The sequence below is a fragment of the Burkholderia cenocepacia genome (assembly GCF_900446215.1).
GTDB lineage: Bacteria > Pseudomonadota > Gammaproteobacteria > Burkholderiales > Burkholderiaceae > Burkholderia > Burkholderia cenocepacia.
This window is the reverse complement of record NZ_UAQZ01000001.1, coordinates 1,252,285-1,269,242: the sequence shown is the minus strand read 5'-3', so window position 1 is coordinate 1,269,242 and position 16,958 is coordinate 1,252,285. Positions and strand designations below refer to the sequence as shown.

Genomic DNA, 16,958 nt, shown 5'->3' with positions numbered 1-16,958 from the left:
CCGCGGGCATGCGGCTAAAATACCGGCCTGCCGCGCGTCCCGCCGCGGCCGGAGGACACTCATCATGACCGCACGTCGCGGTGCCGCGGTCGCCATCGCACCCGGCCACGAGACAGCCAGCCTGTCGAAAGCCCAGCAAACGTTCAATACGCTCGTCAAGCAGATCGAGACGCGGCGCGAGCGGCTCGGCGCGTGGGAAGCCGTGATGCCGGCGTTCCAGAAGAAGTTCGTCGACGCTCTGCTGCCGCTCGAACAGGAAGCGACTGCGCTGCGCATCCGGCTGATCCATCTGCTCGACGACGCATTTCTGCAGAAGGGTCTGAGCAAGGCCGAGCAGCGCACGCTGTCGGACCTGATCGTCGACATGGCGCGCGACTTGCTCGACGTCAGCGACGACGCGACGTTGAAAATCATCTACGATCGGCATGCCGGACCCGCGCACACCGGCCACGCGGCAGGCGCTCCCGAGCCCGCCAAACCGGGACGGGAACAGGAACCCGAGCCGCAACCGCCAGAAGATCTCGACACGCTGTCGCCCGACGAACTCGCGGCACGCATGCAGGCTGAACTCGACGCCCAGTTCGAGCGCGACATGGCCGCCCATGCGGCCCGCGAGGCGCAGCGCGCCAAGCGCAAGAAGGCACCGAAGCAATCGGCCGCGCAGGCCCGGATCGAAGCCGAGCAGGCTGAATCGAGCAAATCGATCCGCGAGATCTATCGCAAGCTGGCCAGCGCGCTGCACCCCGATCGCGAACCCGATCCGCAGGAGCAGCAACGCAAGACCGTGCTGATGCAGCGGGTCAACCGTGCCTACGAGAAAGGCAACCTGCTCCAGCTGCTCGAACTGCAGCTGGAAATCGAACAGATCGACCGGCGTGCGATCGACGGTCTCGGCGAAGCGCGGCTCACTCGCTACAACGGCATCCTGGAGGAACAGCTGCGCGAACTCGATCAGGAGATCGTGCACGTCGAGCACGACTTCCGGCGCACGTACGGGATCGCGCCGTCCACCAAGGTCGCACCCGATACCGTGCTGCGCATGCTTGCGCGCGACATCGCCGGCATGCAGCGGAGCAACCAGGATTTGACCGTCACGCTGCGCGAGTTCGAGGATCCGGATCAGGTCAGGAACTGGTTGAAGGACATGAAACGCCGGCCCGCATCGTCACGCTTCGACGACGAATCGTATTGAGCCGCCTGCACGCGCGTCACCGCACTTCGCCGATCCCGCCCATCAGCGTCATCAATTGCTCGCGCAGCCACTGGCTGCCCTGATCCTGATCGGCGCTGCGATGCCAGTAGCAGAAGTAGTCGAGCCCCGGCATCTCGAACGGCAGTTCCAGAATGCGCGCCGGATAGCGCTGCAGCAGCCGCAGCGGCGCCGTCAGCGCGAGATCGCTTCGCATCGCGATCAGCGGCGCGACCATGTAGTGCTGCACGCGCATCTGGATATTGCGGCGCAGCCCGAGCCGCGTCAGTTCCGCGTCGACGTGCCCGCTGCCCTTGCGGCGGCTCGATACGTGGATGTGGCCCATCGATAGGTAGTCGTCCATGGTCAGCGTGTCGCCGTTGAACGGGTGATCGTCGCGGATCATGCACGCGTAGCGGTCCTGCACCAGCAGCGCCTGGTGCAGATGCGGATCGCCGATCAGCGGCGCGTCGATCGCGATGTCGACCGAACCGTTCGCGAGCGCGGTCGCGACTTCGCGGCGGTCCATCGTATAGCTGCGCACGTGCATGCCGGGCGCATGCGTCTGCAGCAGTTCGCCGAGCGCGGGCAGCAGCAGCGCCTCGGTCAGGTCGCTCATGCTGAGCCGGAACACGCGCTCGGACGAAGCCGGGTCGAACACGTCGCCTTCGTGCGCGCTCGAATCGAGCAGTTGCAGCGCCTCGCGCACGCGGCCGACGATGTTCTCGGCCATCGGCGTCGGCATCATCCCGGCCGGCGTGCTGACGAACAGCGGATCGTTCAGCGTCTTGCGCAGCCGCGCCAGCGCGTTGCTGACGGCCGGCTGCGTGAGGTTCAGCACCTCGGCCGCGCGCGTCAGGTTGCGCTTGTTGTAGATCGCCTCGAATACGACGAACAGGTTCAGATCAATCTTCGAAAGGCGCATCGCCGGATCTCCTTGCCGGCATCTTAATACGGCGTGCGCCTCCCGTTCGCCCACGTCGCTCTCCGGGGCGCGCCGCTCAGTCGCGCGGCGGCGGCGTCAGGTACGGCGCGGTCGCGCCGGGTTCGCCGTCCTTGATCTCCATCCGCGCGATCGCCTGCAGGTGCACCTCGTCCGGGCCGTCGGCGAAGCGCAGCGCGCGGCCCCAGGTCCACAGGTCGGCCAGCGGCGTATCGGGGCTCAGGCCCGCCGCGCCGAATACCTGCATCGCGCGGTCGCACACGTCCGTATAGACGGTCGGCACGAGCGCCTTGATCATCGAGATTTCCTTGCGCGCGGCCTTCGCGCCGACCTTGTCGATCATCCACGCGGCCTTCAGCACCAGCAGGCGCGCCTGGTCGATCTCGATGCGCGAGCGCGCGATCCATTCGCCGACCGTGCCGTGCCGGTTCAGCGGCTTGCCGAACGCGACGCGCGACTGCGCGCGGTCGACCATCAGCTCCAGCGCCAGCTCGGCCGCGCCGATCGAGCGCATGCAGTGGTGGATGCGGCCCGGCCCGAGGCGCGCCTGCGCGAGCGCGAAGCCGCTGCCTTCCTCGCCGAGCAGGTTGCGCGCCGGCACCCGCACGTTGTCGAACGTGATCTCGCAGTGTCCTTCCGGCGCGTGGTGATTGACCACCGTGATGTTGCGCACGACCGTCACGCCCGGCGTGTCGCGCGGCACGAGGATCATGCTCTGCTGCTGGTGCGACTCGGCGTCGGGATCGGTCTTGCCCATCACGATGAAGATCTTGCAGTTCGGATGCGCGGCGTTGGTGATGAACCACTTGCGGCCATTGATCACGTACTCGTCGCCGATACGCTCGATGCGCGTCGTGATGTTGGTCGCATCCGACGACGCGACGTCGGGCTCCGTCATCGCGAACGCCGAGCGGATCTCGCCGCGCAAGAGCGGCAGCAGCCACTGTTCGCGCTGCTCGGGCGTCGCGAACATGTGCAGCAGCTCCATGTTGCCGGTGTCCGGCGCATTGCAGTTGAACACTTCCGACGCCCAGCTCACGCGGCCCATGATCTCGGCGAGCGGCGCGTATTCGAGGTTCGTCAGGCCCATCCCCGGCTCGTCGTCCTTCAGGTGTGGCAGGAACAGGTTCCACAGCCCTTCCGCCTTCGCGCGTTCCTTCAGTTCCTCCATGAACGACACCGGATACTGGCCCGCGTGCACTTCGTCGTTCCACTGGCGGATGCGCGGCACGATGTGCGCATCCATGAATGCGCTCACGCGTTCGCGCAGTGCTTCCACTTTCGGGGTGTAGCCAAAGTCCATGATCGACTCCTCGAGATTCCGTGTTTCCGTTCGTTCGGTTCAGAAGGCCGAGACGCCGCCGTCGACGGCGACGGCCTGCCCGGTCAGATACGTGTTTTCCTTCGCGCACAGCGTGAGCATCGTCGCGACGATTTCGTCGGGCCGGCCGAGCCGCTTCATCGGCGAGCCCTGCGCCAGAAACTCCTGGCGCTCGCCGATCTCGCTGTCGGTGACCATCGGCGTCGCGCTGTAGAACGGGCATACCGCATTCACGCGGATGCCGTGGCGCGCATATTCGAGCGCGGCCGTCTTCGTGAGCCCGACCACCGCATGTTTCGACGCCGCATACGCGGCCAGCTTCGGCGCGCCGCCGAGCCCGGCCATCGACGCGACGTTCAGAATCACGCCTTCGCGCTGCACGAGCATCTGGCGGATCTGGTGCTTCATCCCGAAGAACACGCCTTTCGCATTCACCGCGAAGCTCAGGTCGAGATCGGCTTCGTCGGTGTCGATCAGCGCCTTCATCGGCGGCGCGATGCCCGCGTTGTTGATGCCGACGTCGAGCCGCCCGAAGCGCGCGACGGCTTCCTGCACCAGCGACGCGACGTCCGTTTCGATGCGCACGTCGCAGCGCTGCGCGAGGACGTCGGCGCCGCCCGCGCGCAACGGCGCGGCCACGCGTTCGAGCGCATCGCCGTTCAGGTCGCCGAGCGCGAGCCGCGCGCCCATCGCGGCGAGCTCGCGCGCGAGCAGCGCGCCGAAGCCGCTCGCGGCGCCGGTGATCATCACGGCCTGGCCGGCGTAGCTGTCGAGTTTCATCGCGCGCTCAGATCGTCAGGCCGCCGTCGACGACGATGCATTCGCCGTTCGTGTAGCTCGCCGCGTCCGACACGAGATACAGCACGGTGCCGGCCATTTCGCGCGGCTCCGCGTGGCGGCGCAGCGGGATCTTCGTCATCCAGGTTTCGTAGATGTCCTTGTCGGCGAACAGCGCGCCCGCGAACTTCGTCTTCGTGAGGCCCGGCAGCAGCGCGTTCACGCGGATGCCGAGCGGCCCGCATTCCTTCGCGAACGCCTTCGTCATGTTGACGACGGCCGCCTTCGTGATCGAGTAGATGCCTTGCCGGTCGCCCGGCTGCAGCGCGTTCACCGACGCCGTGTTGACGATCGCGCCGCCGCCGTGCGTCTTCATCAGCTTGCCGGCCTCGACCGACATGAAGAAGTAGCCGCGGATGTTCACGTCGACGGTCTTCTCGTACGCGGCGAGATCGGTATCGAGGATGTGCCCGAAATACGGGTTCGCGGCCGCGTTGTTCACGAGGATGTCGAGACGGCCGTGCTTGCCGCGGATGTGCTCGAACGTCGCGGCGATGTCCTCCAGACGCCCGACGTGGCACGCGAGCGCCTCGGCGCGGCCGCCCGCCGCGACGATTGCGTCCGCAACCGCCTGGCAGTCGTCGATCTTGCGGCTCGACACGATCACGTGCGCGCCTTGTTCGGCGAGCAGCTTCGCGATTTCTTCGCCGATGCCGCGGCTCGCGCCCGTCACCAGTGCGATCTTGCCCGTCAGGTCGAACAGGTTCGTTGCCATGTTGCTGTGCTCCTCCATTGATTGGTTGTCGTGTCGCCGCGCGGCGATATCAGCGATGCGCGTCGATCACGCCGACGGCCAGTTCGGCCAGCCGGCCGGCCATTTCGCCGACGCGCAGCGCCTGCTCGCTCGATGCGTTGCCCTGCAGCGCGCGCGCCTTCACGCCCTGCGCGATCGCCGCGAGCCGGAAGAAACTGAAGGCGAGGTAGAAATGCCAGTCGCGGATCGGCGCGATGCCGCGCAGCTCGCAGTAGCGCGCGACGATCGCCGCTTCGTCCGGAATCCCGAGCGCCGCGCGATCCTGGCCCGCGAGCCCGCGCACCTGGCCGCCCGACGGCAGCCGCAGGCACATGCAGAAATACGCGAGATCGGCGAGCGGGTTGCCGAGCGTCGACAGCTCCCAGTCGAGCACGGCCTGCACGCGATAGCCGTCGCGCGCGAACATCAGGTTGTCGATCCGGAAATCACCGTGCACCAGCGCCGGCCGGCCCGTGTCCTCGGGGCATGCTTTCGGCAGCCAGTCGATCAGCGTCTCCATCGCGTCGAGGCGGCCGGTTTCGGCCGCGCGATACTGCTTCGTCCACACGCCGATCTGGCGTTCGAAGTAGTTGCCCGGGCGGCCGTAGTCGGCGAGGCCCACCGCGTCGACATCGACGTCGTGCAGCGCGGCCATCGTCTGCAGCAGCGCGTCGTAACAGGTCGCGCGCTCGGCCTTCGGCAGTTCGGGCAGCGCGGGATCCCAGAAGATCCGGCCGTCCTCGAAACTCATCACGTAGAACAGGCTGCCGATCACGTCGCGGTCTTCGCACAGGTGATACGGGTGCGCGACCGGAACGGCGGTGCCCGACAGCGCGGTCAGCACGCGGAATTCGCGGTCGACCGCGTGCGCGGATTTCAGCAGTTCGCCCGGCGGCTGGCGGCGCAGCACGTAGCGGCCGCTCTTCGCATTCAGCAGGAAAGTCGGATTCGACTGGCCGCCGGCAAACTTCTCCGTGTCGACCGGGCCTTCGAAGCCCGGCACGTGCGTTTCCAGATAGCGCGTGAGGCGGGCTACGTCGAGTTGCTGGGAAGGGTTCGTCATCGTCGCGATCGTTCGTGGGTCAGCCGTAGGTGCGCAGCGCGTGTCGTTCGGGATCCTCCAGATGCGGGATGCCGTTGAACGACGCGAGGTGGAACGCCTCGGCGTTGAAGAAAAACTGCGAAAGACTGCTGTTGCGGATCTGCAGGTTCAGCGCGATCGCGCTGGACGGCGGCGCCGCGAGCACCTGCTGCACGGTGACCGCGATCGGGCCGCCGGAGCTCACCGCCAGCACGCGCTGGCCGCCGCCGTGGCGGATCGCGGCGCGCGCGTCGGCCACGCGCTGCTGGAAATGGGCCCAGGTTTCGGGAGCCGCATCGCCGAGCTTGTCCTCGGTCCACAGCTGCAGCACCTGCCGGAGCGCGCGGAAATGTTCCTTCATCGAGCCGGCCGCGAGCCGCGCGATTTCCGGGTAGTCGCTGGCGGCGGCCGCGAACAGCCCGTGGAAATCGTATTCGTTCAGGCCGGGATGGCGGTCGACCGCGACGCCTTCGCGGTCCATTCCGCGCAGGATCGCGGCGACCGTCTGCGCATGGCGGTTCATCGTGCCGCAGATCACGCGGTCGAACGTCAGCCCCTGCCGCGCGAAGTATTCGCCGAGCCAGACGCCCTGCTGGTCGCCCGCCGCGGAAAGCCGGTCGTAGTCGTCGGTGCCGAACGACGCCTGCCCGTGCCGTACCAGAAAGAGTTCAGCCATTGCGCTCGCCTGAGGGAAAACCGAAGGCCCAGCATAGCGACCGGGCCCGCATTTTTGAAATTTATTTTCTGAATCAGCCGGTATTCATCGCATGAATTCAGGCGATTCAGACAACGCGCTTGCGCCGGCTTTCAACAGCGCCGCGTCGCGGCACGCGAATTGCGACAGCCGACACCGTGTCGAATAAATCCAGGAGGGATGCGATGCTCGGTACGATCCTCATCATCGTTCTGATTCTGCTGCTCATCGGAGCATTTCCTGCATGGCCGCATAGCCGAAGCTGGGGCTACTGGCCATCGGGTACCGTCGGGCTGATCGTCGTCATTGTCGTGATACTGGTGCTGCTCGGTCGCATCTGACGCCCCGCCACCGGCGGCGGGACGCGTCGCAGCCGGCACGGGTGCGTGCCTTCCCGAGCCTTCGCCGTGGATTCTTTACACGACGAAACCCGCAAAGACATGCACCCGATGCCGTCAACCCTTTCCGTTACTGCCCACCCTCCAGGCGCAACTGGAGCTTGCTCTTCACCGACGTCACGCCCGGCACCTGACGGGCCGCGTCCACCGCGGCCCGGTCCTGGGACTCGTCGGCGATCTGCCCGGCCAGTGTCACGTCGCCCGTCTTCGCCTTCGCGAACACGGTGACCTGCGCATTGCCGACGCCGGGCGCCCTCACGATGGCCCGACGGACCTTCTTCGCGAACGCGCGGTCGGCCGCGCGCTCGGCTTTCTTCGCCGCACGCGGCGACGCGGTTGCCGACGCCGCCTGCTCGGCGGGCGCAGCGGACGGGGCGGACTGCGCGTGAGCGGCCAGCGGCGACAGCGCAACGAAACCTGCAACGACGATTGCAAAACGAGACTTCATCGGATTCTCCTCGACAGGAACCAACGGGTACGACGGATGGGCCGGCCGTCAGGCCGTGACGCCCGACAACGCACGGGCATGGTCGCGGCCGTGCGGCGCCGCGAGCGCGTCCAGCGCGCGCGCGTCGGCTTTCAGCGCGGGCGACAGCGTCGCGCGCAGATGATCGACGAAGGTGCGGACCTTCGCGTCCAGGAAGCGGCGCGACGCATACATCGCGTACACGTCGAGCATCGTCAACCGGTAGTCCGGCAGCACGCGCACGAGCCGCCCGCTGCGCAGGTCGTCGATCGCCGAATAGATCGCCAGCGAGCCGATGCCCAGCCCCGCACGCAGCGCGATCGACATCGCCTCCGGCGCATTCGCGTGGAACGGCGCCGCCGCGACCGCATGCGACACCGCCTGGCCGCCCGCGCCGTGCAGCAGCCATTCGCCGTTCGCTTCCGCCGGCGTATCGAGGCGCAGGCAGGTATGGCGCGCCAGGTCGGCGGGCACGGCCGGCGCGCCGTGGCGGGCGAGGTAGGCCGGCGACGCGACCAGCACGCTGAAGGACGTGCCGCACGAATGCGCGATGCACGCGGAGTCCGGCAGGCTCGCGGCCGTGACGACCGACACGTCGTAGCCCTCCTCGACGAGATTGGGCATCCGCTGCGAATAGGTCATCTCGATGGCGACGTCGGGAAAGCGCGCCCGATAGGCGACGGCCGACGCGGTGACATGGCTCTGCCCGAGGCCGGGCATCGTATGCACGCGCAGGCGTCCGTACGGGCGGACCAGCGCGTTCCGGGCCTCGGCATTCGCCTGGTCGACATCGCCGAGGATCGATTGCAGGCGCTCGAAATAGCGGCGTCCGCTGTCGGTCAGCGCGATTTTCCGGGTGGTCCGGTTCAACAGACGAATCTGCGCATACGCTTCCAGGCTCGCGACGGCCCTCGACACCTGGGCGGTCGCGACATCGGTCTGCTTCGCCACGGCGGAGAAGCTGCCGGCCTGCACGACGCGAACGAACGTCCGCATGTTCTCGAGCATGTCCATTTCGACTCATCGTCCAGTCCGGTGCTGCATCCACGCGACGCGCCGACGGGGCGCGGCGACGCATTCGGTGCCCCGATTGTCGGACCATCCCCGCCGCGGCTTCAGCCCCCCGACCGGGGGGCTGAAGGGTAGGCCGATCATGTGGAATGCTTGGCGTTTGCGTCGACGGCGGCCCGCAGCAATCCCTCCGCGGCCCGCGTCGCCAGCACGATCTTGCCGATATGTCGCCCCGAATCCATCAGCTCGTGCGCCGCACGGGCGTCGCGCAGATCGAACAGCCGATAGACCCGAGGCTTGACCGTGCCTTGCCGGATCAGCGGCCACACGGCCTCCTCGAGCTCGCGAATGATCTGCGCCTTCTCCGCGTATGTGCGCGAGCGCAGCGTCGAGCCGATGTGCGTGAGCCGCTTCGTCAGCATCGGAAACAGGTCGAGCTCCTTCGCGGGGCCATTGATCACGCCGATCTGCACGATGCGCCCGTTCATCGCGGCGGCCGCGAAATTGCGCGCGACGTAGTCGCCCGCGATGATGTCGACGATCACGTCGACGCCCTTGCCGCCCGTGAAGCGCGCGACCGCCTCGACGAAATCCTCGCTGCGATAGTCGATCGCGAGATCCGCGCCGAGCCGCATGCTCGCGTCGCGTTGCGCTTCCGACCCGACGGTCGTGATGATCGTCGACGCGCCGAACGCCTTCGCCAGCATCGTCGCCGTCGTGCCGATGCCCGACGCGCCGCCGTGGATCAGCACGCTTTCGCCGGGCGACAACCGGCCGCGCTGGAACAGGTTGAGCCAGACCGTCATGAAGGTCTCCGGCAGCGCCGCCGCCTCGGCCATCCCGAGGCCGTCGGGAATCGCGAGCGTGTTGCTCTCGTTCGCCACCGCGTATTCCGCGTAGCCGCCGCCGGGAATCAGCGCGCAGACGCGATCGCCGACGGCGAACCGCGTGACGTCGCGCCCGACCGCGACGACCTCGCCGGCGATCTCGAGGCCGGGAATGTCGGACGCGCCGGGCGGCGGATCGTACAGCCCCTTGCGCTGGAACACGTCCGGGCCGTTGACGCCGGCCGCATGAATCCGGATCAGCACGTCGTCGGGGCCTGGCACCGGTACGGCGCGGGTCGCCGGCACGAGCACGTCGGGGCCGCCGGGACGCACGATTTCGATCGCGGTCATGTGGGTGGGAAGGGGGTTCGCGTCATCAATCACGATATGATCCTCAACGTTCGTCGATGCGCGGCCGATTCGCGGGCCATCCTCGAATCGCGGCATCGCCATGTGTGTGAAGCCAGTCTATGGGCGATGCCGCTGGCGGGCACGCAGCGATTTACCGGTCGGGGAATGCAAAAATGCATCAGTCGGGACACACGATGAACTGGGACGACGCGCGCGTCTTTCTCGCAATCCATCGCGAGCGCACGCTGCGCCGCGCGGCGCAGACGCTCGGCGTCGATCAGGCGACGGTCGGGCGGCGGCTCGCGACGCTCGAGCACATGCTCGGCGCGACGCTGTTCCTGCGCTCGTCGAAAGGCTATCTGCCCACGCCGGTCGGCGAACTGGCGCTACGCGCCGCCGAGGCGATGGAGCAGCATGCGCACGAGCTGGTGCGGCTGACGCACGGGGTCGACCGGCGGCTTGCCGGCGAGGTGAAGATCACGACGACCGACGCGCTCGCGATCGAGTTCGTGATGCCGTCGATCGCGCGGCTGCACGCGAAACATCCCGACGTCTCCGTCGCGCTGAACACGTCGACCCACATCCTGAATCTCGCGAAGCGCGAAGCCGATATCGCCATCCGCACCGTGCGGCCCGAGAACCCCGATCTGGTCGCGCGCCGGCTGGCGTGCTGGGACATGGGCCTGTTCGCGTCGCCCGACTATCTGCGCCGGCACGGCGAGCCCGAGCGCGGCCGCGCGTTCGCGGGCCACGACCTCGTCGTCTACCAGCCGTACATCGACGCCAGCCGCAAGCCGACCCTCGCCGGCGAACCGATCGACGGCGGGCGCATCGTCACGCGCACGAACTCGAACCTGATGATGCGCGCGGCGCTGCGCGCGGGCCTCGGCGTCGGCGAGATTCCCGTCCACATGGGCGAGCGCGACGGGCTCACGCGCATCTGGCCGGACCGCATGCGGCAGTCGCCGTACGAGGTCTGGCTCGTCACGCACCGCGACCTGCGCCACACCGCGCGCATTCGCGCGGCGATCGACGAGATCGTGGCCGCGTTCGCCGCGCACCGCTGACGCGCGCCGGCACCGTATCGGTCGGTCATTCGTCGTCGCGCCGCACCCGCGACGGATCGAGCGCCAGCCCGCTGCGCACCGCCTGGATGCGCGACGTCACGTTGAGCTTCTCGAAGACGTTCTTCAGGTGCCACTTGATCGTCTCCGGCGCGACCCGCAGCGCACGGGCGATTTCCTTGTTCGACAGGCCGCGCGCGACGTAGTCGAGGATCTCGACTTCCCGTGCGCTGAGGTTGCCGGGCCCACCCTGCCGCGTGGCGGGCGTGGCGTTCGATTGCCGCTGCCCGTCGAACGCACGGGCCAGATCGCGCAGATACCATGCGCCGACCGCCGGAAAGCGGTCGGCACGCCTGTGTACGCGCGCCAGCAGGCGCTCGGCCGCGGCCCCTTCGTCGACGAAGGTTCGGACGAGTCCGTTGCCCTGGCCGTATTCGAGCGCGCGCGCCAACGCCGCGAGCGCCGCGCTTTCGTCGCCCGCCTGGTCGAGCGCGATCGCAAGCAGCACGGCTGCCTGCGCCGCGAACCAGTCGAACCCGCGTGCGGCCAGCACCGCGTGCACGGTCGCCATGCGCTGCGCCGCCTCGCTCGCGCGCGCATCGGCGAGCAGCAGCCTGGCCTGCGCGGATTGCGCCATCTGCCACGTCTCGACGTGGCTCGACGCTTCGTCCGGCGGCACGGGCGACACCAGCGACGCCAGCGCCCGCCCCACGCGATGGGCTTGCGTCGGCTTGCCGGCGGCCAGATGCAGCCGGATACCGGTCGCCATGCACGCGACGCGCAGCCGCAGCCATTGCCGGCTGCACGCGACGCGATCGGCTTCGTCGAGCATGTCGTGCGCGCGCGCATCGTTTCCCGACTGGAATTGCAGCAGCGCGGCCGTCTGCATGAACCGCAGCAACGGCCCGAGCGAGCACGCCTGCATCGCGATGTCGAAGCGGTCGGCCTGCGCGTCGCGCACCTTCGCCCAGTCGTTCCATTCGTAGTAGATCGCCGACAGATAGCCGGCCGACAGCGCCGTCGCCGCCGATAGGCGACCCGCCGATCGTTCGGCGGCATGCAGCGCCGTCTCGAACGTCTTCGACGCGTCGTGCAGCCGTCCGGCGACGAACTCGGCCAGGCCCGACATGTTCTGGCGGTACACGTTCGCGTAAAGCGGCTCATGTCCGGACGCCGCGTGTTCCGCGCGCGCGCCGAGATCCCGCACGTCGCCGAGGCGGCCCGCGTAGCCGAGCCCGAAGATCAGCGTCGTCTGCCCGATCTGCTCGACCCACGAACCGGCCGGCGGGGCGGCCGCGAGCACGCGCTCGCCGAGCTGCAGCGATTCGATGCTGTGATCCGACAGCCCGGCGATCAGCGAGCGCACGGCCAGCAGTTCGGTCGCCGTGACGGCATCGGTATCGAGTCGCCCGGTCGCTATGTCGGCTTCCAGCGCTTCCAGCGCACGGCGCGCCTCGACCATCTGCATCGACAGCGCGAGCGCCCACGTATGCGCGATCCGCAACCGCAGGCGGCCCGCCAGCGCCTGCGCGGGCAGGCGCGACACCCAGTCGAGCACCGTGCGCACGTCGCTCGACGCGATGAGCTTCATCGCGCACGCCTCGACCCAGCCGGCGGCCGCATCGAAGTCGCCCGCCGCGAGCGCGTGCCTGACGGCGTCCGGCCATTGCCGCTCGGCCGCGTACCAGGCGCTCGCGCGACGATGCAGCGTGGCCACCGCGCCGGGCTCGCGCAGCGCCAGTTCCTCCCGCAGGTATTGCAGGAACAGCGCGTGATAGCGGTAGCGCCGGCGGTCACCGTCGATCGACCGGATGAACAGGTTGTGCGCATTCAGCCATTCGAGGCAATCGAGCGCATCGTCGCGGCCGGTCAGCGCATCGCACAGCGCCGGCGTCATCCGGTCGAGCACCGCCGTATGCAGCAGGAAGTGGCGGATCGCGTCCGGCACCTGCGTCATCACGTTGTCGTTCAGGTACGCGGCAATGCCGGCACGCGCGTGGCTGACCTGTTCGGCCACGCGCGCCGCGTCGCTGTCGTCGTGCAGCGCCAGGGCCGCCAGTTGCAGGCCCGACACCCAGCCTTCGGTCGCCGCGCGCAGACGCGCGACGTTGTCCGCATTGAGCGGCTTGCCGGCCACCCGCTCGAAGAACGCACGCGTCTCCGTGTCGTCGAAACGCAGGTCGTGCTCGTCCACCCGCACGAGTTCGTCGCGCGATTCGAAATAGCTGAGCGGCAGCGCGGGTACCGAGCGGCACGCCAGCACGACGTGCAGGTTCGACGGCGCGTAGCGCAGCAGGTCGAACATCGCGTCGTGAATGACCGGCGACGCGAGGCGATCGAAGTCGTCGAGCATCAGGAACAGGTCGACACCCGCGCTGTCCAGTTCGTTGAGCAGTTCGTCGAAGACGGTCTTCAGCGGAATCAGCGCACGATCGCGCAACAACTGCTGCGCGCGGGCGCCGACGCCGCCGGTTGCATCGACGATCGCGGCGACCACGTAGGACGCGAAGATCGACGCGTTGTCGTCGTCCTGGTCGAGACTCACCCACGCGACTTTGACGTCCGACGCCACCAGCGCGTGGCGCCATTCCGCCAGCAGCGTGGTCTTGCCATATCCGGCCGGCGCGCACACGAGCGTCAGCCGGCGGTCGAGGCCGCGCCTGAGCCGGCCGAGCCGCGCGATGCGCGCCACGATACCGCGGGCCGACGCCGGCGCCAGCTTGGTGCGCACCAGCACTTCGATCGCATCGGGGTCCGGCGGGCGGGCCGGTTGTCTGCTGTCCATCGGCGCCATGCTGTTCGTGTTCTCCTCGCGCTGATCGCGTGTCCGCCGGCCCGCCGGCGAAGCCGCCGGCCGGGCCCGGTCTCGCCGTGCGCCGAAAACAGCATAACGATTCGACGCCGGCCGTCAAAAGTAGGTGATGTCCGTACCGGCGTGGGCGCGCGCAGCGCGTATCGGTCCGCGACACGGGACCCGCATTGTTCTCGAACCAGCGCGCGATGTTCAGCCCCCCATTCGGGGGGTTACCCCGGGCGGGGAGCCGCGTGGCCCTGGCCGCCGGCGTCTGTGCGGCCGGGCGCCCGTCAGTCGGGCTGGTAGCGCTCGCGCAACGCGCGCTTGTTGATCTTCCCGACGCTCGTCTTCTCGATCGCGTCGACGATCAGCAGCCGTTCCGGCACCGCATAGCGCGAGATCAGCCCGCGGTCGGCCACCTGCTTCACGTGCGCTTTCAATTCCTCCGGCTCGACGCGGCCAGCCTGCTCGTCGGTCAGCACGACTAGCGCGAGCGGACGCTCGCCCCAGCGCGCATTCTTCACGCCGATCACCGCCGATTCGCGCACGGCCGGATGACGCGACAGGATGCTCTCGAGTTCGAGCGACGAGACCCATTCGCCGCCCGTCTTGATCACGTCCTTGATGCGGTCGGTGATCTGCAGCCGGCCGTCGGGATCGATCACGCCGATGTCGTTCGTATGCAGATAGCCGCCGGCCCACAGCGCGGCCGACGCCGGCGCATCGCCGAGATAGCCTTGCGTCGCCCACGGCATCCGCACGACGACCTCGCCCGCCGACCGGCCGTCGTGCGGCACGTCGCGAAACTGCGCATCGACGATGCGCAGGTCGACGAGCGGCAACGGCAGCCCCGCCTTGGTCCGGCGCGCGATGTCGTCGTCGGCCGACGCACCGCCGGCCGCGCGCGGCGGGTCGATCTGCGCGATCGTCATCAGCGGGCAGGTTTCCGACATCCCGTACCCCGTGTAGACCTCGATGCCGCGCGCGAGCGCCGCCCGCGCGAGCCCGTCGGACAACGGCGAGCCGCCGACGATCACCTTCCACGCCGACAGGTCGACCGCCGCGGACGCCGGGCTGTCGAGAATCATCGCGAGCAGCGTCGGCACGCAATGCGAGAACGTCACCGCTTCGCGCGCGATCAGCGCCACCAATCCGTCCGGCGAATAGCGGCCCGGATAGACCTGCTTGAGCCCGAGCGCGGTCGCGATATACGGCATCCCCCAAGCGTGCACATGAAACATCGGCGTGATCGGCATGTAGACGTCGTCGCGATGCACGCGGCCGCGATCGCGCGCGCTCGACAACGCCGCCATGCCCGCGAGCGTATGCAGCACGAGCTGCCGATGGGTGAATGCAACGGCCTTCGGCAGGCCGGTGGTGCCGGTCGTGTAGAACGTCGTCGCGCGGGTTTGCTCGTCGAAATCGGGGAACGCGAAATCGGGCGAACCGGCCGCGACGAGCGCCTCGTATTCGTCGGTGAAACCGTCCGGCAAAACGGCTTCATCGCCGTCGGCGATCAGCACGACGTGCCGCACCGTATCGAGCCGGTCGCGCATCCCCGCCAGCAGCGGCAGGAAGTCGCGGTGAACCAGCACGATGCGCGCGCCCGAATGGTTGAGCGTATACAGCAACTGATCGGGCGACAGCCGGACATTGGCCGTCATCAGCACCGCGCCCATCATCGGAATCGCGTGGTAGCACTCCAGGTAGCGATGGCTGTCCCAGTCCAGCACGGCGACGACGTCGCCCGCGCCGACGCCGATCGACGCCAATCCGCTCGCGAGTTGCCCGATGCGATGCCGGAACGTCCAGTAATCGTGCCGGACCCGGTCGCCGTACACGATCTCCTGCTCGGGCCGCGTCGCCAGCGGCGCATGAAGCAGCTGCTTGATCAGCAGCGGATACGCATGGGCGGACGATGCCGGCTCGTCTTGCGGATACGGGTATGACGAATTCATGAATGTCTCCATGGGCGACCGGTCGGGTCGTCGGGCGTGCGGCCACGATACCGGACCGGCCGGCTTTCGCGCCCCCCCCTGTCCGGGGGGAGCGGGCCTCCTGGCCGGCACCGGCGGCGGGCCGCTCGTACACGTATCACGGCGATCGGCGCACGAGATCCACCCGTTCGGGGAGGCGCCCGCCGCGACATGCCGTTGTAGGATTCATCGCAGCGCGTATTCTTCCTGTGAGATCCCCGTCCGCCCGACCGGGCATGACCGGAAAGCCAGGCCGCCGCGCAATCGGCGCGCCGACTCACGCATGCATCTCACCGGCCCCGCCCGCCCCCCTTCCCCCCTGAGCAAGGAGCAGCCATGACTTCCGACACGACGCAGGTGGACCGCACGCCCGCCCCCGACCCGGCGGAGAACAACGCGTATTTCCCGTCGCCGTATTCGCTGTCGCAGTACACGTCGTCGAAAACCGACTTCGACGGCGCCGATTACCCGAATCCGTACACCGGCGGCAAGTGGAAGGTCCTGATGATCGCGACCGACGAGCGCTACATCCTGATGACGAACGGCAAGATGTTCTCGACCGGCAACCATCCGGTGGAGATGCTGCTGCCGATGCACCACATGGACAAGGCCGGCTTCGAGATCGACATCGCGACGCTGTCGGGTAACCCGGCCAAACTCGAACTCTGGGCGATGCCGCAGGATGACGAGGCCGTGCAGAGTACTTACCGGAAATACCTGCCGAAGCTGAAGACGCCGCTCAAGCTGTCCGACGTGCTCGACCGGCATTCCGGCGCCGATTCGCCGTATATCGCAGTGTTCATTCCCGGCGGCCACGGCGTGCTCGCCGGCATTCCGCACAGCAAGGACGTCAAGCGCACGCTGCGCTGGGCGCTCGACCACGACCGGCACATCATCACGCTGTGTCACGGGCCCGCATGCCTGCTGTCGGCCGCCGTCGACGAAGATCCTCAGGACTACCCGTTCAAAGACTACGAGATCTGCGTGTTTCCGGATGCGCTCGACACGGGGCCGAACCTCGACATCGGCTACATGCCGGGCCCGCTGCCATGGCTCGTTGCGCAAAGCCTCGAAAAGCTCGGCGCGCGCGTGCTGAACAAGGACATGACCGGCCGCTGCCATCAGGACCGCAAACTGATCACGGGCGACAGCCCGCTCGCATCGAACGGCGTCGGCAAGCTCGCGGCCGCCGCGCTGCTGAAGGAGGTCGGGCACTGACGGTACGGCCACGCCCCAGCGGCATCTCGCCGGAGCGTGGCCGCAGCGCGGCACG

At 68.3% G+C, this 16,958-nt stretch carries 15 protein-coding genes; 4 read left to right on the top strand and 11 right to left on the bottom strand.

Annotated elements, in window-relative coordinates; all coding sequences use genetic code 11:
* Positions 1 to 64: 64 nt before the first annotated feature.
* The gene (locus DTA15_RS05905; protein ID WP_006483103.1) at positions 65 to 1,192 is read left to right on the top strand and encodes a J domain-containing protein; all 1,128 of its coding nucleotides are present in this window, start codon (positions 65 to 67) and stop codon (positions 1,190 to 1,192) included.
* Positions 1,193 to 1,208: 16 nt separating this feature from the next.
* Here the strand turns inward: DTA15_RS05905 and DTA15_RS05900 are convergent, their stop codons facing one another.
* The 6 genes from DTA15_RS05900 to DTA15_RS05875 all read right to left on the bottom strand — a co-directional run bounded on the left by DTA15_RS05900 (position 1,209) and on the right by DTA15_RS05875 (position 6,780).
* Positions 1,209 to 2,114: a LysR family transcriptional regulator gene (locus DTA15_RS05900; protein WP_006483110.1), complete on the bottom strand. Its 906-nt coding sequence runs from the start codon at positions 2,112 to 2,114 to the stop codon at positions 1,209 to 1,211.
* Between the two features lie 76 nt (positions 2,115 to 2,190).
* Positions 2,191 to 3,435 (bottom strand): acyl-CoA dehydrogenase family protein, encoded by a 1,245-nt coding sequence (locus tag DTA15_RS05895; RefSeq protein ID WP_006483083.1) that lies wholly within the window; start codon positions 3,433 to 3,435, stop codon positions 2,191 to 2,193.
* Positions 3,436 to 3,474: 39 nt separating this feature from the next.
* Complete coding sequence (locus DTA15_RS05890) at positions 3,475 to 4,233, bottom strand: SDR family NAD(P)-dependent oxidoreductase (protein ID WP_006483095.1); 759 nt, start codon at positions 4,231 to 4,233, stop codon at positions 3,475 to 3,477.
* A gap of 7 nt (positions 4,234 to 4,240) precedes the next feature.
* Positions 4,241 to 5,005, bottom strand: coding sequence for an SDR family oxidoreductase (locus DTA15_RS05885; RefSeq protein ID WP_034178669.1), 765 nt, complete (start codon positions 5,003 to 5,005; stop codon positions 4,241 to 4,243).
* 49 nt (positions 5,006 to 5,054) lie between these two features.
* Entirely contained in the window at positions 5,055 to 6,086 is a 1,032-nt protein-coding gene (locus DTA15_RS05880) for a phosphotransferase (protein ID WP_006483113.1), read from the bottom strand.
* 19 nt (positions 6,087 to 6,105) lie between these two features.
* Positions 6,106 to 6,780: a histidine phosphatase family protein gene (locus DTA15_RS05875; protein ID WP_006483087.1), complete on the bottom strand. Its 675-nt coding sequence runs from the start codon at positions 6,778 to 6,780 to the stop codon at positions 6,106 to 6,108.
* Positions 6,781 to 6,983: 203 nt separating this feature from the next.
* Between DTA15_RS05875 and DTA15_RS05870 the strand changes: the two genes are divergently transcribed.
* Positions 6,984 to 7,139, top strand: a complete 156-nt coding sequence (locus DTA15_RS05870; protein WP_006483086.1) for a DUF3309 family protein — start codon at positions 6,984 to 6,986, stop codon at positions 7,137 to 7,139.
* 127 nt (positions 7,140 to 7,266) lie between these two features.
* On the opposite strand, the gene DTA15_RS05865 is transcribed toward DTA15_RS05870, so the two are convergent.
* From DTA15_RS05865 to DTA15_RS05855, 3 genes are all read right to left on the bottom strand, one after another.
* Positions 7,267 to 7,644 (bottom strand): BON domain-containing protein, encoded by a 378-nt coding sequence (locus DTA15_RS05865; RefSeq protein ID WP_006483107.1) that lies wholly within the window; start codon positions 7,642 to 7,644, stop codon positions 7,267 to 7,269.
* 48 nt (positions 7,645 to 7,692) lie between these two features.
* Positions 7,693 to 8,676 carry a LysR family transcriptional regulator gene (locus DTA15_RS05860; RefSeq protein ID WP_006483106.1) on the bottom strand — a complete coding sequence of 328 codons (984 nt, stop codon included), beginning with the start codon at positions 8,674 to 8,676 and terminating at the stop codon, positions 7,693 to 7,695.
* A 137-nt stretch (positions 8,677 to 8,813) separates the two neighbouring features.
* Positions 8,814 to 9,953 carry an NAD(P)H-quinone oxidoreductase gene (locus DTA15_RS05855; RefSeq protein ID WP_006483077.1) on the bottom strand — a complete coding sequence of 380 codons (1,140 nt, stop codon included), beginning with the start codon at positions 9,951 to 9,953 and terminating at the stop codon, positions 8,814 to 8,816.
* A 92-nt stretch (positions 9,954 to 10,045) separates the two neighbouring features.
* On the opposite strand from DTA15_RS05855, the gene DTA15_RS05850 reads away from it, so the two are divergent.
* Positions 10,046 to 10,918, top strand: coding sequence for a LysR family transcriptional regulator (locus DTA15_RS05850; RefSeq protein WP_012493015.1), 873 nt, complete (start codon positions 10,046 to 10,048; stop codon positions 10,916 to 10,918).
* A gap of 25 nt (positions 10,919 to 10,943) precedes the next feature.
* On the opposite strand, the gene DTA15_RS05845 is transcribed toward DTA15_RS05850, so the two are convergent.
* Together DTA15_RS05845 and DTA15_RS05835 are read right to left on the bottom strand one after the other, a co-directional pair.
* Complete coding sequence (locus DTA15_RS05845) at positions 10,944 to 13,709, bottom strand: winged helix-turn-helix domain-containing protein (RefSeq protein ID WP_006483097.1); 2,766 nt, start codon at positions 13,707 to 13,709, stop codon at positions 10,944 to 10,946.
* Between the two features lie 290 nt (positions 13,710 to 13,999).
* The gene (locus DTA15_RS05835; RefSeq protein WP_006483105.1) at positions 14,000 to 15,667 is read right to left on the bottom strand and encodes a fatty acid--CoA ligase; all 1,668 of its coding nucleotides are present in this window, start codon (positions 15,665 to 15,667) and stop codon (positions 14,000 to 14,002) included.
* A gap of 354 nt (positions 15,668 to 16,021) precedes the next feature.
* On the opposite strand from DTA15_RS05835, the gene hchA reads away from it, so the two are divergent.
* Entirely contained in the window at positions 16,022 to 16,903 is an 882-nt protein-coding gene (hchA, locus tag DTA15_RS05830; protein WP_006483104.1) for a glyoxalase III HchA, read from the top strand.
* Positions 16,904 to 16,958: the final 55 nt, after the last annotated feature.